This window comes from Nostocoides sp. HKS02 (genome assembly GCF_009707485.1).
GTDB lineage: Bacteria > Actinomycetota > Actinomycetes > Actinomycetales > Dermatophilaceae > Pedococcus.
In genome coordinates, this window is the sequence record NZ_CP046121.1 from 3,144,228 (window position 1) to 3,159,452 (window position 15,225).

General features: G+C 71.3%; 13 protein-coding genes and 1 pseudogene. 8 read left to right on the plus strand and 6 right to left on the minus strand.

Annotated features, from left to right (window positions below):
• Positions 1 to 24: 24 nt before the first annotated feature.
• A pseudogene (locus GKE56_RS15175) lies at positions 25 to 1,675 on the minus strand (DNA repair helicase XPB).
• Between the two features lie 3 nt (positions 1,676 to 1,678).
• A complete protein-coding gene (locus GKE56_RS15180; RefSeq protein ID WP_154685256.1) occupies positions 1,679 to 2,296 on the minus strand; it encodes a hypothetical protein in 618 nt (205 codons plus the stop codon).
• 92 nt (positions 2,297 to 2,388) lie between these two features.
• On the opposite strand from GKE56_RS15180, the gene GKE56_RS15185 reads away from it, so the two are divergent.
• The gene (locus GKE56_RS15185; protein WP_230209012.1) at positions 2,389 to 3,330 is read left to right on the plus strand and encodes a hydroxymethylglutaryl-CoA lyase; all 942 of its coding nucleotides are present in this window, start codon (positions 2,389 to 2,391) and stop codon (positions 3,328 to 3,330) included.
• A 12-nt stretch (positions 3,331 to 3,342) separates the two neighbouring features.
• Here GKE56_RS15185 and GKE56_RS15190 read toward each other — a convergent pair whose 3' ends face one another.
• The gene (locus GKE56_RS15190) at positions 3,343 to 5,613 is read right to left on the minus strand and encodes a helicase-associated domain-containing protein (protein ID WP_230209013.1); all 2,271 of its coding nucleotides are present in this window, start codon (positions 5,611 to 5,613) and stop codon (positions 3,343 to 3,345) included.
• Between the two features lie 310 nt (positions 5,614 to 5,923).
• Between GKE56_RS15190 and GKE56_RS15195 the strand changes: the two genes are divergently transcribed.
• Positions 5,924 to 6,439 carry a hypothetical protein gene (locus GKE56_RS15195; protein WP_154685257.1) on the plus strand — a complete coding sequence of 172 codons (516 nt, stop codon included), beginning with the start codon at positions 5,924 to 5,926 and terminating at the stop codon, positions 6,437 to 6,439.
• 28 nt (positions 6,440 to 6,467) lie between these two features.
• Complete coding sequence (locus tag GKE56_RS15200; protein WP_154685258.1) at positions 6,468 to 7,391, plus strand: aldose 1-epimerase family protein; 924 nt, start codon at positions 6,468 to 6,470, stop codon at positions 7,389 to 7,391.
• Here the strand turns inward: GKE56_RS15200 and GKE56_RS15205 are convergent.
• On the minus strand, positions 7,346 to 8,650 hold the full coding sequence (locus tag GKE56_RS15205; RefSeq protein WP_230209014.1) for an MFS transporter: 1,305 nt from the start codon (positions 8,648 to 8,650) through the stop codon (positions 7,346 to 7,348). The genes GKE56_RS15200 and GKE56_RS15205 overlap by 46 nt on opposite strands.
• Before the next feature lie 172 nt (positions 8,651 to 8,822).
• On the opposite strand from GKE56_RS15205, the gene GKE56_RS17945 reads away from it, so the two are divergent.
• A complete protein-coding gene (locus tag GKE56_RS17945; RefSeq protein WP_154685259.1) occupies positions 8,823 to 9,218 on the plus strand; it encodes a cold-shock protein in 396 nt (131 codons plus the stop codon).
• Positions 9,218 to 9,952 carry a DUF3027 domain-containing protein gene (locus GKE56_RS15215; RefSeq protein ID WP_154685260.1) on the plus strand — a complete coding sequence of 245 codons (735 nt, stop codon included), beginning with the start codon at positions 9,218 to 9,220 and terminating at the stop codon, positions 9,950 to 9,952. The genes GKE56_RS17945 and GKE56_RS15215 overlap by 1 nt, the downstream gene beginning before the upstream one ends.
• A 5-nt stretch (positions 9,953 to 9,957) precedes the next feature.
• On the opposite strand, the gene GKE56_RS15220 is transcribed toward GKE56_RS15215, so the two are convergent.
• Positions 9,958 to 10,194, minus strand: a complete 237-nt coding sequence (locus GKE56_RS15220; RefSeq protein WP_154685261.1) for a DUF2530 domain-containing protein — start codon at positions 10,192 to 10,194, stop codon at positions 9,958 to 9,960.
• 54 nt (positions 10,195 to 10,248) lie between these two features.
• Between GKE56_RS15220 and GKE56_RS15225 the strand changes: the two genes are divergently transcribed.
• The 3 genes from GKE56_RS15225 (at position 10,249) to GKE56_RS15235 (ending at position 13,669) form a co-directional block, all read left to right on the plus strand.
• Complete coding sequence (locus GKE56_RS15225) at positions 10,249 to 11,754, plus strand: NCS2 family permease (protein WP_154685262.1); 1,506 nt, start codon at positions 10,249 to 10,251, stop codon at positions 11,752 to 11,754.
• Between the two features lie 152 nt (positions 11,755 to 11,906).
• Positions 11,907 to 12,374, plus strand: coding sequence for a MarR family winged helix-turn-helix transcriptional regulator (locus tag GKE56_RS15230; RefSeq protein WP_195908159.1), 468 nt, complete (start codon positions 11,907 to 11,909; stop codon positions 12,372 to 12,374).
• Entirely contained in the window at positions 12,371 to 13,669 is a 1,299-nt protein-coding gene (locus GKE56_RS15235) for an MFS transporter (RefSeq protein WP_154685263.1), read from the plus strand. The genes GKE56_RS15230 and GKE56_RS15235 overlap by 4 nt, the downstream gene beginning before the upstream one ends.
• A gap of 209 nt (positions 13,670 to 13,878) precedes the next feature.
• Here the strand turns inward: GKE56_RS15235 and GKE56_RS17670 are convergent, their stop codons facing one another.
• Positions 13,879 to 15,141, minus strand: a complete 1,263-nt coding sequence (locus GKE56_RS17670; protein ID WP_230209015.1) for a lytic transglycosylase domain-containing protein — start codon at positions 15,139 to 15,141, stop codon at positions 13,879 to 13,881.
• Positions 15,142 to 15,225: the final 84 nt, after the last annotated feature.

Here is a 15,225-nt window from a genome sequence, read left to right on the forward strand (position 1 = left end):
GTATGCGCTCTGGGAATCAGCCTGTCATTCGGCGGGAGCGACGAACTCGTCGGCGTCGACGATGCGGTAGGCGTAGCCCTGCTCGGCGAGGAACCGCTGGCGGTGCGCGGCAAACTCGGCGTCGACCGTGTCACGGGCGACGACGGTGTAGAAGTGCGCGGTGCGACCGTCGCCCTTGGGACGCAGCACCCGACCCAGTCGTTGCGCCTCCTCCTGGCGGGACCCGAAGGTGCCGGACACCTGGATCGCGACGCTTGCTTCGGGGAGGTCGATGGAGAAGTTCGCCACCTTGGACACGACGAGCAGGTCGATCTCGCCGACCCGGAAGGCCTGGAAGAGCTTCTGCCGCTGCGACACGGGCGTCTCGCCGGTGATGACGTCGGCCCGGAGGCGTTGGGCGAGCTCGTCGAGCTGGTCGAGGTACTGGCCGATCACGAGCGTCGGCTCGCCGCGGTGCCGCTCGACGATGCGTTCCACGACGGGGATCTTGACCGGGCTGCACGAGGACAGGCGGTAGCGGTCCTCCGGCTCGGCGACGGCATACGCAAGGCGCTCGCTGTCGGGGAGGGTGACCCGGACCTCGACGCAGTCGGCCGGCGCGATGTAGCCCTGCGCCTCGATGTCCTTCCACGGGGCGTCGAAGCGCTTCGGCCCGATGAGGGAGAAGACGTCGGCCTCGCGACCGTCCTCGCGGACCAGCGTCGCCGTGAGGCCGAGCCGTCGCCGGGCCTGCAGGTCTGCGGTCATGCGGAAGATGGGTGCGGGGAGCAGGTGGACCTCGTCGTAGACGACCAGGCCCCAGTCGCGGGCGTCGAGCAGGTCGAGGTGGGTGTAGACGCCCTTGCGACGGGTCGTCAGCACCTGGTACGTCGCGATGGTGACCGGCCGGATCTCCTTGCGCGCGCCGGAGTACTCGCCGATCTCTTCGTCGGTGAGCGAGGTGCGCTTGAGCAGCTCGTCGCGCCACTGGCGAGCCGAGACCGTGTTGGTGACCAGGATCAGGGTGGTCGCCTTCGCCTGGGCCATCGCCCCGGCGCCGACGAGCGTCTTGCCGGCGCCGCAGGGCAGCACGATCACGCCGGAGCCGCCGTGCCAGAAGCCGTCAATCGCCTGCTGCTGGTAGGGCCGCAGCGACCAGGTCGACGTGTCGAGGTCGATGGGGTGTGCCTCGCCGTCGACGTACCCGGCTTCGTCCTCGGCCGGCCAGCCCACCTTGAGCAGCTCCTGCTTGAGGTGGCCGCGTTCGGACGGGTGCACGAGCACGCGGTCCGCGTCGATGCGGGAGCCGATGAGCGGCTTGATCTTCTTGTGCCGCAACACTTCCTCGAGCACCGGGCGGTCCGTGGTGCGCAGGACCAGACCGTGCTCGGGGTCCTTGAGGAGGGTGAGCCGACCGTAGCGGTCCATCGTGTCGGCGATATCGACGAGCAGCGCGTGCGGGACGGCGTACCGGCTGTGGGTGATGAGGGCGTTGACGACCTGTTCCGCGTCGTGGCCGGCGGCCCGGGCGTTCCAGAGTCCGGAGGGGGGTGACCCGATAGGTGTGGATGTGCTCGGGGGCGCGCTCGAGCTCGGCGAACGGGGCGATTGCCCGGCGGGCCTCCTCCGCGCGCGGATGGTCGACCTCCAGGAGCAACGTCTTGTCGCTCTGGACGATCAGGGGGCCGTCGGGCACGGGCTAGGCCCCCGGGCTGTAGGTCGAGGAGGTGCTGTTCGTCGCAACGACGAGCGCGATCACGATCGCGACGACCACCGCGATCACGAAGCACACGACGAGCGCAATCCAGCCCCACTTGGTGAGCTTGGCCGAGGTGGCGGGCTCGTCCTTGCGGACAGCGGCGATGATGCCGAGGATCAGGCCCACGAGGCCGAACCCGCAGCCCAGTGTCAGCAGGCCCGACACGACGAGCAGGGCGATCGTGTTGCCGCTGATGGTCTGGGGCGGGCTGTAGGCGGGGGATCCGTAGGCCAGGCCGGCGCCCGAGGTCGGGGCGCCGTACGCGGGTGCGCCGTAGGGGTTCTGCGGCGGGGGAGGGACCTGGCCGACGGGGTTGCCATACGGGTTGGCGTAGGGGTTCTGGGCCGTGGGGGGCGGGCCGTATGCCGGCGCGCCGGGACCGGGCGGCACCGGCGGGGCGGGCGGCGCCGGCGGGGCGGGCGACGCGGGGACGTCGGAAGGGACCTGCTGGGTGTGGGAGGTCTCGATGGCCGACGTGTCGTCGGTCGGCGGCGTGGGCTCGCTGGGAGCGGTGGGGTCGCGGAACTCTGGGCTCTCGTCGTGCGGCGTCTCGCTCATCGCCAGTCCTTCGCTCGGTCCGGTGCAGGGGCCAAATCTAACTCCTGCCGCGCGGCTGGGGTCGCCAGGTCCGGGAATGGCACTATCAGGGGGTGAGTACCGGACTGCCGCAGCGCGAGGCCAACCCTGAGCTGCCCGAGCGGGTGACCATCTACGAGGTCGGCCCCCGGGACGGCCTGCAGAACGAGAAGACCGTGGTTCCGGCGATGGTCAAGGTGGAGTTCATCCGCCGCCTGGCGGCTGCCGGGCTCGAGACCATCGAGACGACCTCCTTCGTGCCACCGGCGTGGGTGCCCCAGCTCGCCGACGCCACCGAGGTGCTTTCCGCCCTCGGCGAGGAGGGCCTCGGCCTGCGGCGTCCCGTCCTGGTCCCGAACCAGCGCGGGCTCGACAACGCCCTCGCGGCGGGGGTCGGTGCGATCGCCATCTTCGGCAGCGCCACCGAGACCTTTGCGCGCAAGAACCTGAACCGCTCCGTGGCCGAGTCCATCGAGATGTTCGCCCCCGTGGTCCAGCGCGCGCGCGAGTCGGGGCTCTGGGTGCGCGCCTACGTGTCGATGTGTTTCGGCGACCCTTGGGAGGGCCCGGTGCCCATCGACCAGGTCGTCGACGTCTCAGTCCGGCTCATGGACCTCGGGGCCGACCAGCTCTCGCTCGGCGACACGATCGGCGTCGGGACCACGGGCCACGTGAGCCGGCTGCTCGATGCCCTCGACACGCGGGGGGTCGGCGCTGACCGCATCGGGGTGCACTTCCACGACACCTACGGCCAGGCGCTCGCGAACACGATGACGGCCCTGCGCCACGGTGTCACGGTGGTCGACGCCTCGACGGGCGGGCTCGGCGGCTGCCCCTACGCCAAGAGCGCCACGGGCAACCTCGCGACCGAGGACCTCGTCTGGGCGCTCGACGGCGCGGGCGTCCGGACGGGTGTCGACCTCGCTGCCCTGGTCGAGACCAGCACGTGGATGGCCGGCCACCTCGGCCGCCCCTCACCCTCACGGGTCGTCAAGGCCCTCGCCGGAGGCGGCTGACAGCCCTGCCGGTCACCCCGGTGCGGCGCCGGTCACGCGGTGGATCGACAGCGTCCGGGTCGCGCCATCGGTGATCCCCTGGACCCGCCCGCCCTCGACCCGCTGCGGGTAGAACAGCATCCGTTGCACCCGGCCGTCGGCGTCGGAGTACCCCAGCCACACGGCTTGCCGGTCTGCCGCGGCTTCACGCAACACGGCGAGGGTGGTGGTCGGGTCGGTGCTCCCCAGTGAGGGACCGGGGCGCATCGCCAGCTGCTCGCGCTGGTATGCCGCCGACTCCTCGCCCGCGCGCAGCGCGCTCACCAGGGTGGTGACCAGCTCCTCGTCGACGGCCCGCGAGGTCACCGGTGCCGAGCGGCGCTGCTGCGGAGTGCGGTGGCGTCCGGCCGACGGCACGACGACTCCGCCGTCAGGAGTCTCGGCGACGGGGGCAAATCCGTTCTCGCGCAAGAACTCCAGGACGGTGTCGGCGGCCGCTTGGGACACCAGCACCGTCGGAGCGATGCTGCGCAGCTGCAGCGGTGACAGGGCGCGCTCGGCCAGCATGGCGCCCAGCGTCGTCTCGTCGTCGCACCGGATGTAGGCGCGCGCGGCGCCGACCCGCGCCTGACCGTGCCGTCGTGCCACGTCACGGACGAGATACTCGAGCGGCTGGGGAATCGGCGTCTGGCTGGCGTCACCCAGGCCGCCGAGGACCTGGTCGACGGACCATCCGGCGTCGAGCGCGCGACGCACCGAGTCGGGCGTGAACCGGTAGACGGTCGCACCGCCGCGCGACTCGATGTCGGCCACCAGTCGCAGGAAGGTGGCCAGCCCGCCCTCGAGCGGGCCGGGCGCGATGGCCGTGAGGTCCGCCTGGAGCAGGATGTGGGCGATCGGCTCGGGCAGGTGCGGCTGCATGGCGGCCGCGAGCTCGCGCGGGCCGTCAGCCGCCAGCAGCGCCCGGCCGGCCGAGGAGAGCGCGCCGCGCCCCGTCACGCCCAGCCACTCGGCTTCGCGCAGGACCCCCTCGATGACTGCGCGGAGGCTCGACGGCACCCGCCGCGGGCGCCGCCACCGCAGCGCCGCCTCGATGTCCGTCGCCGAGACGGCGACGCCGGGTGCCGCGGCCTGGAGGTGCTCGAGGACGTCGCGCCGCAGGGCGCGGGCCGGTGGCCAGTGCGCGTCGGGGCCCAGGGCGTTGACCGTCCCCGAGATCCCTGGGGGCGTCGTCCCCACCAGGTGGGCGGCGCGGGTGCTCCCGAGCCAGCCCTGGGCGAGGGTGGCCCATCGGTCGGCACCCGGCTGCTGTTGCCACTCGTCGTACGCAGGCGTGGGTGCCCACGACGGCTCGAGGGAGCCGTCGTCGGCGAGCAGCCCCGCGGCATACGCGACCTCGACCACGAATGCGCCGCGGACCTCGTCGACGTCGAGGGTGGTGCAGATCCGCTTGAGGTCCCGCACCGCCAGCCCACCCGCGCGCAGCACCCGGGGCGGTCGCAGCCCCCACGTGGCCGCGACCTCGTCGACGAGGGCGAGCAGGTCGGTGACCTCCTGGCCAGCCGCGCCATCCACTGCGGCCGGGTCGCGTTCGATGCCCACCACCGGCTGGGGCGTGAGTGCGGGCTCGGCGTGCGTGCGGCCGCCGCGGAGGACCAGGGCGACCTCGCGAGGCAGCACGAGCTGCTCACCCGAGGAGGCGACGAGGTGGTGTTCGAGCAGCCAGCGCGCGCCCTCTGCCACCCGGTCGGGCGTTCCCGCTGGCAGCAGCGCCACCGGCGGCCCCCATGCGAGGCGGTCGAGGATCGCCCGAGCTGCCGCGGGGGCCGAGGCGACCAGGGCGGTGAGGTCGGCGGAGTCGCGGGCCGGGAGCTGGAGGTCGGCTGCCGCGGGACCCAGGCCCGCCGGGTGGACGAGCACCTCGCCGACGGTGCGGACCAGCCGCAGCCCCTCGGGACTGTGCCACAGCAGGGCGAGTTCCCAGAGGTCGTCGAGCAGCCCGGTGGCAGTCGGGATGTCGGTGTCGAGCAGCCCGGCCACAGCGCCGGGGTCGATGGGTGAGGGGCTGGCGGTGGCGGCTTCGAGGGCCTGCAGGTGGGCCAGGTCGAGTCCGTCGACAGCCCGGTGCACGCTGGCGCGCGTGCTGGCGCGCGCGGCCAGCGAGGACAGGTCTGCCGGGGCTGGCCGGGCGAGGTCCTGGCGTCCGTGCAGGAGGTCGCGCAGCTGCTCATCGGACCGCCCACGGATGTCGTCGGCCATCGAGCGTGCGGCGCTCGGGCGCGGTGGACGAGAGGTGAGGGTCACCGCACCACGGTAGTGCCCCGGCGCGGGGCGGACTCTCAGTCGTTTCGCACCCGACTCACAGCCTGCTCATTCATAGTGGTGCTGACGAGAGGAGGCGCCATGACGGAGCCGACCACCCCGCGAGGACCGCAGGAGCCCACGAGCCAGCCGCAGAGTGACCCCAACGCAGGCGGGCGAGGGCCCGACCCGACCGCGCCCACCCCAGCCGTGCACCCCACCGCGCCGATGCCGGTGAGCCCCCCCTCCCCGCCCGGTCAGGGGTCCGGGCCTGTTCCGTCAGGCCACGTCGACCACGGGCGGGCTCATCGCGGTGATCGTCGCGGCCTGCCTCGTCGCCCTGATGGTGATCGCCCTGGCCGGCGCTGGCCTGTTCGTCGGCGCGCGGCTGCTCGGCCACCACGCCGACGTGGCCCGCGTCCAGCACGCGGGGCCGGGTCAGCTGTCTCCCGGTCAACGCAAGAAGCTGGAGGGCAAGGGCCCGATGGCCCCGGGAATGCCCGGCTTCGGCAAGGGTCAGGGCAACGGCTCGCGGCTCGGCCCGCTCATGGGCGGCGTTGCCGGCCTCGGCGCTATCCAGCACGGTGAGTTCACCACGCAGGGCGCGAACGGCACCGCCACCGTGATGACCGTGCAGCGAGGTACCGTCACGGCCGCCAGCGCGACCTCCCTCACGGTGCGCAGCGACGACGGCTTCACCGCGACGTATGCCGTCGATGCGACCACCCGCGGGCTGCGCACCGGGCTGGCCAAGGGCGATGTCGTGCTGGTGGTCGCGAACAAGGCTGGCGCCAAGGCCGTCCTGGTTCGAGCCGCCCGCACCCCCTGAGGCACCGGACCGGAGCTAGGTTGACCGGGTGACCTCTCCTCTCAGCGGTGAACAGTGGACGATCCGGCACGGCAGCCACGAGGTGACCGTCGTGCAGGTGGGTGGTGGGCTGCGGACGTACACGGTCGACGGGGTCGACCTCGTGGCCGGCTACCGGGCCGATGAGGTCGCCCGATTCGGCCGCGGTCAGCTGCTCATGCCGTGGCCGAACCGGATTCGCGACGGCCGCTACACCTGGGGTGGCACGGAGTACCAGCTGCCGCTGAGCGAACCTGCCCACCTGAACGCCAGTCATGGCCTCGTCCGCTGGATGCCGTGGCAGGCGGCGTGGCGCGACGAGAACGCGCTGTCGGTCACGACGACGCTCTTTCCCCAGCCGGGGTGGGACGGCCTGCTCGAGCTCGAGGTCGTCTACGCGCTGGGCGAGGCGGGGCTTGCCGTGACCAGCACGGCGACCAACGCTGGTCCCGGGCCGGTGCCGTTCGGGTACGGCGCCCATCCGTACGTCGCCATCGGCGACACCCCGCTGGCGGAGGTGGTGCTGCGGGTGCCTGCAGGCATGGAGATCCTGGTCGACGACCGGTTGCTGCCGACGGAGACCACCCCGGTGCGGCCAGAGGTCGACTTCCGTCACCCCCGTGCGCTCGGCTCGACCAGGCTCGACACGGCATACACGATGGTTGACCGCGACGCAGCCAGCGGGCGCTGGGAGGTCGCGATCTCGGGACTGCGCGACCGCCCCGACGTGACGATCTGGGGGGATGAGGCGTTCGAATGGGTGCAGGTCTTCACCGCCCAGGGCGCCGACACCGGGGTGAAGGGATCGCGTGGCGTCGCCGTCGAGCCGATGAGCTGCCCCGCCGATGCGTTCAACTCGGGCGCCGGGCTCGTGACGCTCGCGCCGGGTCAGTCGTGGACGGGCACCTGGGGGATCCGCCCCGAGTCCGTCTGAAGACCGTTGACCGCCGGGGTGATGCGCGTCTCGACAACCCGGGCGAGCGCGGCCATCGCCGCACACCCGGCCACGATCATGACAACGAACGCGCTCGACCACTGGTGGTCGAGCATGACGCCCGCGACGACGGGGCCGAGGATTGTGCCCGCCTGGAATGCGCCGGCGTTGACCGCGTTGTAGCGGCCGCGCAGGTGGTCGGGTGCGAGGTCGTTGGTGATGGCGGGGATGGTCGGCTGGAGCAGGGTCTCGCCCAGGGCGAACAGCGCGTGGAAGGCCAGCACCCCGGCTGCCGCGAGGACGGTGCCCGCAGCCAGACCGGTCAGTCCCAGCAGCACCCACGCGCTGGCCCACAGGGCCGCCATGACGACCAGGGCCCGGGTGCGGCGTCGGCCCGTGATGCGGCGCAGGACGAAGAACTGCAAGCCGACGATGACGGCGGTGTTGACGGCGAACGCGAAACCGACGACGCCGGTCGACACGTGGCTCACCTGGCGGGCGAAGGCCGGGAAGCCGGCCTCCATCTGGCCGTAGCCGACGAAGGTGCCGAGGAAGGTCAGCAGGGTCACCCAGATGACCGCGGGGTCGCGCAGGATCGTGCGGTAGGACCCCTGCCCGGCATCGACGTCTGCGGGCCGCTCGACCCGGCCGTGGACGTGGCGCAGGGGACCGAGGAGAAGGACGATCGGGACGAGCATGGTCACGGCGTTGACCAGGAAGATGACCGTGAAGGTGCTCGGCTCACGCACGTCGGTGTAGAGGCCGCCGATCACGCCGCCCAGCCCGATGCCGAGGTTGACCAGGGCGAAGTTGACCCCGAAGTACTGCTGTCGCGCGGGCCCCGTCACGATCGCCGCCACCAGTGCGTTGAACGCTGGCCAGCTCACGCCGAAGTTGAACCCGATGAACAGGAACGACACGGCCACCACGGCGGGTGTGGTCGCGAACGCCAGGATCGTGCACCCGACCACCTGGGCAGCCGTGGCGGCGAGCACCATGGTGCGGGCGCCGACCCGGTCGGTCAGCGAGCCCCCCGGGCCGGTGACGGCCAGGGCCACCACGGCGATGAACGCCATCAGGAGACCGGCCAGGTCGAGCGAGATCCCACGGACCTCGTGCAGGTAGATGACGGTGAACGGAAGGGTCATGCCGCGGCCCAGGGTCTGCACCGCCACCGTCGAGAGCAGCCAGCGACCCTCGGTGGACAGCTCCGCCCAGAAGCCGCGCATGCTCTGCCCCGACGCCGTTGCCTCACTCACCCGTCAATCCTGCCGTACGGCACCGACATCGCCCCACCGGGTTTTCCGCTCCGGGTCTCGCGCCCATGCGCCCGCGGAAAGGATTTGGCGGCACGCGTTAGCCTTGCGGGAGCGCAACGGCGCACCCCAACGTTTCGAGACAGCGGTCTCTCATTCACGGCAGAGGTGGACAGTGCCTACTGGCAAGGTCAAGTGGTACGACGCGGAGAAGGGCTTCGGCTTCATCTCCGACGACGACGGTGGTGACGTGTTCCTGCACGCGAACGCGCTGCCCGAGGGCGTGGGCACGCTCAAGGGCGGCGTCCGCGTGGAGTTCAGCGTGGCCGAAGGTCGCCGTGGCACCCAGGCGCTGCAGGTGACGCTGCTCGAGCCGGCCCCGTCGGTGGCCGCGGGCAAGCGTGAAGCCAGCCGCAAGTCTCCCGAGGACCTTGCTCCGCTGGTCGAGGACGCCATCAAGCTGCTCGACAACGCCTCGAACTCGCTTCGGCGCGGCCGACGCCTAGACAAGGACCACGGGGCCAAGCTCGCCCAGGTGCTGCGCTTCCTCGCCGACCAGCTGGAGCCGTGATGGCACCCGCCAAGGACGCCGTCCTCGCTGCAGCGGTCGACCTCGCCCGTGCGGCCGCCGAGACGATCGCCGAGCCCGGCACCGTCGGCGACCACCTCAGCATGGAGCTCGAGGACGAGCGGCTTGCGACCCACTACTTCGCCTGCACCGCCAAGGCCTACCCCGGCTGGCGGTGGGCGGTCACGATCGCCCGCGTGCCCCGCGGCAAGGTCGCGACGGTGTGTGAGACCAACCTCGTGCCCGGTGAGGGTGCGCTGCTCTCACCCGAGTGGCTGCCGTATGCCGACCGGCTCGCGCCGGGCGACGTCGGCGCCGGCGACGTCCTCCCCTACAAGCAGGACGACCCGCTGCTCGAGGCTGGCTTCGAGGCGACCGGTGACGAGGAGGTCGACCAGCTCGCGACGTTCGAGCTCGGACTCGGTCGCAAGCGCGTCCTGTCGGCCGAGGGCCGCGAGGCCGCGGCCCAGCGGTGGTACGAAGGCGAGGGCGGCCCGCACTCCGACGTCGCCGAGAAGGCCCCCGCCCCCTGCTCGACGTGCGGGTACTTCCTCCCGATGGCGGGTGCACTTCGCGCTTTTTTCGGCGTGTGCGCCAACGCCTGGTCACCCAGCGACGGTCACGTCGTCAGTCTTGACCACGGCTGCGGCGCCCACTCCGAGATCGACGTCGAGGCTGCCGAGCCGTTGGTCGCGACCGAGCCGATCGTCGACGAGATGGCGTACGACCTCGTCTGAGACCGTTAGCTCGCTTCGTGGGCGTTGCCCCGGCCCCGCCGGACGTACGCGTAGCCGAACAGCCCCAGGGCGATCCCGGTGACGCAGGTCCACGGCCACCACGCCTGGTCGCCCCGGTGGAGGCTGGGCACGACCAGCGTGACCACGAGCGCCACGACCCACGCGGCGGTGCCCCCGACGATGATCCGAGGCGTGCTCACCGGAAGGGGTTCGAGCTCCGGGCTGCGCTCCGACTCGGTCACGGCGCCAGCCTAGCCTTCACGCCTCGGAAACCTGCAGGCCCTACTCTGCTGCCCATGGCAAAGCTCTCCACGCCCCTTCGCGTGACTCACCAGCCGACCGAGGTCGGCGGAATCGACCGCTTCTTCCAGATCACCGAGCGCGGCTCGACGCTCGGCCGCGAGATCCGCGGTGGACTCGTCACGTTCTTCACGATGGCCTACATCGTCGTGCTCAACCCGCTCATCATCGGCACCCAGCAGGACGCCAGCGGCAAGTTCCTCGGTGGCGGCAGCGTGGTCCACGCGATCACCTTGGTCGCCGCGGGTACGGCGCTGGTTGCCGGCGTCATGACGCTGCTCATGGGCGTGGTCGCCAACTTCCCGATCGCGCTCGCCACGGGCCTGGGCCTCAACGCGTTCGTGACCTTCGGCATCGCGAAGCTGCCCAACATGACGTGGGCCGACGCGATGGGGCTGGTCGTGATCGAGGGCGTGATCATCACGATCCTCGTGCTCACCGGTTTCCGACAGGCGGTGTTCCGCGCCGTCCCCGCCGAGCTCAAGACGGCGATCTCCGTCGGCATCGGCCTGTTCATCGCGATCATCGGGCTCGTCGACGCGGGGTTCGTGCGCAAGCCGGCGGGCGGCCCCGTGCCCGTCGAGCTGGGAATCGGTGGCTTCCTCAACGGCTGGCCGCTGCTCGTCTTCGTCGTCGGGCTGCTGTCGATCATCGTGATGATGGTCAAGCGGGTCCGGGGCGCGATCCTCTATGGCATCGTCGGCGCCACCGTCCTCGCGGTGGTCGTCGAGGCCATCGGCAAGATCGGGTCGCAGACCGACGCCACCGGCAAGGTCGTCAACCCAGCGGGCTGGGGCCTCAACGTTCCCAAGCTGCCCGACACGATCGTCGACGTCCCCAACTTCGGGTTGCTCGGCCACTTCAGCGTGCTCGGGTCCTTCTCGAAGATCGGCGTCGTGTCCGCGGTGCTGCTCGTCTTCACCCTGCTGCTGGCCGACTTCTTCGACACCATGGGCACGATGGTCGCCATCGGCGCCGAGGCCGGGTTGCTCGACAAGGCCGGCAACCCGCCGAACTCCGACAAGATCCTGCTCGTCGACTCCGTCGCCGCGATCGCTGGTGGCGCTGGCTCCGTCTCGTCCAACACCTCGTACATCGAGTCGGCCTCGGGCGTCGGTGAGGGCGCCCGCACCGGGCTGGCCTCGGTCGTCACGGGCGTCCTGTTCCTGCTCGCGACCTTCCTCGCACCACTCGTGAAGATCGTCCCGTACGAGGCAGCCACGCCCGCCCTGGTCGTCGTCGGCTTTCTGATGATGCAGCAGGTCAAGGGCATCGACTGGGACGACCTCGAGGTCGCGATCCCGGCGTTCCTGACGATCGTGCTCATGCCGTTCACCTACTCGATCACGGCGGGCATCGGTGCGGGCTTCGTCGTCTACACGCTCATCAAGGTCGTCCGCGGCAAGTCCAGCGCCATCCACCCGCTGCTCTGGGCGGTGTCCGGACTGTTCGTGATCTACTTCGCGATCGATCCCGTCAAGAGCCTGCTCGGGGTTCACTGACCAGCTGCTGGGGCTGACCGCCCCCCGCCCCGCCCGTATGCCGCGTGGCCCCCGCCGGGGCCACGCGGCATACGTCTGGCGAGGGGATGGTTGCGTCACGAAATACTTAGCACAGGTAATGAGTTATGCTAAGTATCAACAAGGAGACGCCCATGACCCCATCGCCAACGCGCACCCGCCGCGCCATCGATGCTGGGCTCAGCCCCTCAGCGATCTCAGCCCTCGCGGGCGAGCTGCGTCTGGCCTGCATGCGGATCTCGCGACGAGTTCGGTTCGAGAGCACCGATGGCGTCGCGCCGCACCAGTTCTCGGTGCTGTCCCGCCTCGAGCAGACGCCCCGTACCCCTGGTGAGCTGGCCGAGATCGAAAAGGTGAGCGCGCCCAGCATGACCCGGACTGTCGCCGGACTCGTCGAGCGAGGACTCATCGCGCGCACCGACGACCCGGCCGACCGCCGACAGGTGATCCTCACGCTCACGCCGGAGGCCGTCACCCTGCTGCGCGACATCCGCCGCAAGCGCGACGCCTGGATGTCGGTCCGGGTCGGCCGCCTCTCGCCCCAGGAGCAGGACATCCTGCGTCAGGCCTCAGCGATCCTCACCCGGGTGGCCGCGGAGTGAGCCCGACCTTCTCCTCGCTCAGCGTCCGCAGCTACCGCGTCTATGCCATGGGCGCGTTCGTGTCCAACATCGGCACCTGGATGGGTCGGGTGGCCCAGGACTGGCTCGTGCTCACCGAGCTGACTCATCACTCGTCGACCGCCCTCGGCATCGTCACGGGGCTGCAGTTCCTGCCGTTCCTGCTGCTGGCGCCCTGGGCGGGCATGATCGCCGACCGCTACCCGAAGCGGGCCATCCTCGCGATCACCCAGACCTCGTTGGCGCTGTCCTCCCTCGTGCTCGGCCTGCTGGTCGTCACCGGCTCCGCCCACCTCTGGATGGTCTACGCCATCGCCCTGTTCACCGGATTGGTCACCGCCGTCGACAACCCGGCGCGACAGACCTTCGTCTCCGAGATGGTGCCGCACGACCGGCTCGCCAACGCCGTGTCGCTCAACAGCGCCTCGTTCAACGCCGGCCGACTGGTCGGCCCGGGCGTCGCCGGCCTCACCATCGCGGCGTTCGGCACCGGCTGGACCCTGCTGCTCAACACCGGCACGTTCGTCGCCGTGCTCTTTGCGCTCGCCTCGATCCGCCGAGACGACCTGCGACCGGCCCCGATGCTCCGCCGAGGCAAGGGCGCGATCCGTGAGGGCGTCAGCTACGTCAGGACGCGACCGGACCTGCAGCTCGTCATGGCCCTGGTGTTCGTGCTCGGCACGTTCGGGATGAACTTCCAGATCACCACGGCCCTGATGGCGACCAAGCTGTTCCACAAGGGTCCCCAGGAGTACGGCCTGCTCGGCTCGATCATGGCGATCGGCTCACTGGCCGCGGCCCTGTTGTCCGCTCGGCGGGCCCGCCCGCGCCTGCGCGTGCTGCTCGTCGCCCTCGTGGGGTTCACGGTCTCGAGCGGCCTCGCTGCCCTCGCGCCGACCTACCCCCTGTTCGCGCTCGCCCTCATCCCGGTCGGCCTGTCGGCGCTCACCGCGCTGACCACGGCCAACGCGATGGTCCAGCTCAGCGTCGACCCGGCGATGCGGGGTCGGGTCATGGCGCTCTACATGGCGATCTTCATGGGTGGCACACCGCTCGGCGCCCCGGTCATCGGCTGGATCGGCGAGGTCTGGGGTCCGCGGTGGACCATCGGGATCGGGACGATCGCCGTGGGACTCATGCTGGTTGCCGTGTCCATCTGGATGGCCAGGCACGAGAATGTGCAGGTGAGCTACGAGTCCCAGCGGCGCCCGAGGATCCGCATCCGCACGGTCGCCCAGCCCACCGTCTCAGAGCCGATTCCCGAGGCGGTCCGGTGACGCCGGTCTTCCGCCGTCGGGTGACGATCGCGGTGCTGGTGATCGTCGTGGCCGTTGCCGTCGTGGCGAGCATCCTGCACTGAGTGGCCCTCCCGCCGTCCCGCGCCGGTCGTATGCCGGCCCGCGCCGGCCGAATGCCGAAGGCCCACCAGGAGGAGTACTGGTGGGCCTTCGTGGTAGCCGTGGGGGGGACGGCTACCGGGGTGGGGTCAGAGTCTGACGCAGGTCTTCGTCAGGGCGTTGTACACGTAGGGAGTGGGGCAGGTCGGGATCTTGAGGGGCCCAACGAGCGTCGGGGTCGGCGCCGGCGTCGGCGTGGAGGACGGCGACGGGCTGGGTGCGGGGGTGGGTGTCGGGGTCGAGCCCCCGCCAGTCAGGCCGCCGGTGAGGCCTCCCACGACGCCGCCGACGACACCTCCGACGCTGGGGGCGGGGGGCGTGCTCCCGGATCCCGTTCCGGCTGCGCTCGTGCCGCCGCTGCCCGTCCCACTGCCGGGTGTGCCGGGCGCGGCGACGATGGTCTTCGAGCCCGAGCCCGCCGAGGGCTTGGCGGCCGGCTTGGTGCTCGACGCCGGCTGGCTCGCGACGGCCGGGTTGTACTGGGCCATCGTCTGCGGGTCACCCGAGGGCAGGAACGGACTGCCGTTGCGCTGGTCCGGGGTCAGTGCCGAGGCCGGCTCGACGGTGTAGCCGCCGCGGTAGCCCGCCGCGATGGCGAGCACTTCGGCGGCATACGCGTCGCTCTGGTTGTAACGCAGGACCGCCGAGCGCGCGCCGGAGTCGGTGCTGAGGTCGCCGGGGCCCGAGCAGAGGTACACGGCGGTCGCGGCTGCGGCATCCGAGATGTTCTGGGGGTCCTTCTTGCCGTCGCCGTTGGCGTCGACCCCGACGACCTGCCAGGTGCTCGGGATGAACTGCATCGGGCCCACCGCGCGGTCCCAGGTGGTGTCGTGGTCGTAGACGCCGTTGTCGGTGTCGTGGATGACAGCGGTGCTGTTAGCACCGTTGAGCGGGATGCCGAAGATGCCGGGCCGCACCGTGCTGTCCTTGTCGATGCCGTTGCCGCCGTACCGACCGTGGTTGGACTCGACCTTGCCGATGGCCGCGATGAGCGCCCAGTCGATCTTGCAGCCGGGGTCGGCCGCATCGACGAGGGAGGCTGCGCGCTGGTAGGCAGCGAGCGCCAGGGCGGGGATGCCGTTGGCGGTCATCGTGCTCGGCAGGGCGGCTGGTCCGGCGGCGAACGACGTCGCGGACTGCTCCGGCGGAGCGGGCAGCGGCGGGAGCGTGGGCGCCTCGGGCTGGGCGAGCGGCGCCGACGGCACGGTGACGAGGGGCTTGGAGTCGGCCACGACGTGGGTGCCGCCGGGAGTGACCCCGGTGGTGGCCAGGGCCACCCCGGCCCCGATCAGGGCGATGGCGGGCACGCCGGCGGCAATGGTGCGCCACGGCTGTCGCGTCACGGCTTTCATGGTCTTGCTCCTCGACGTCGTTGTCCCACCCGGCAGGGATCACTGGGCTTAACGAGCAGATGAAGCCGAGGTTACGCGAGGGAG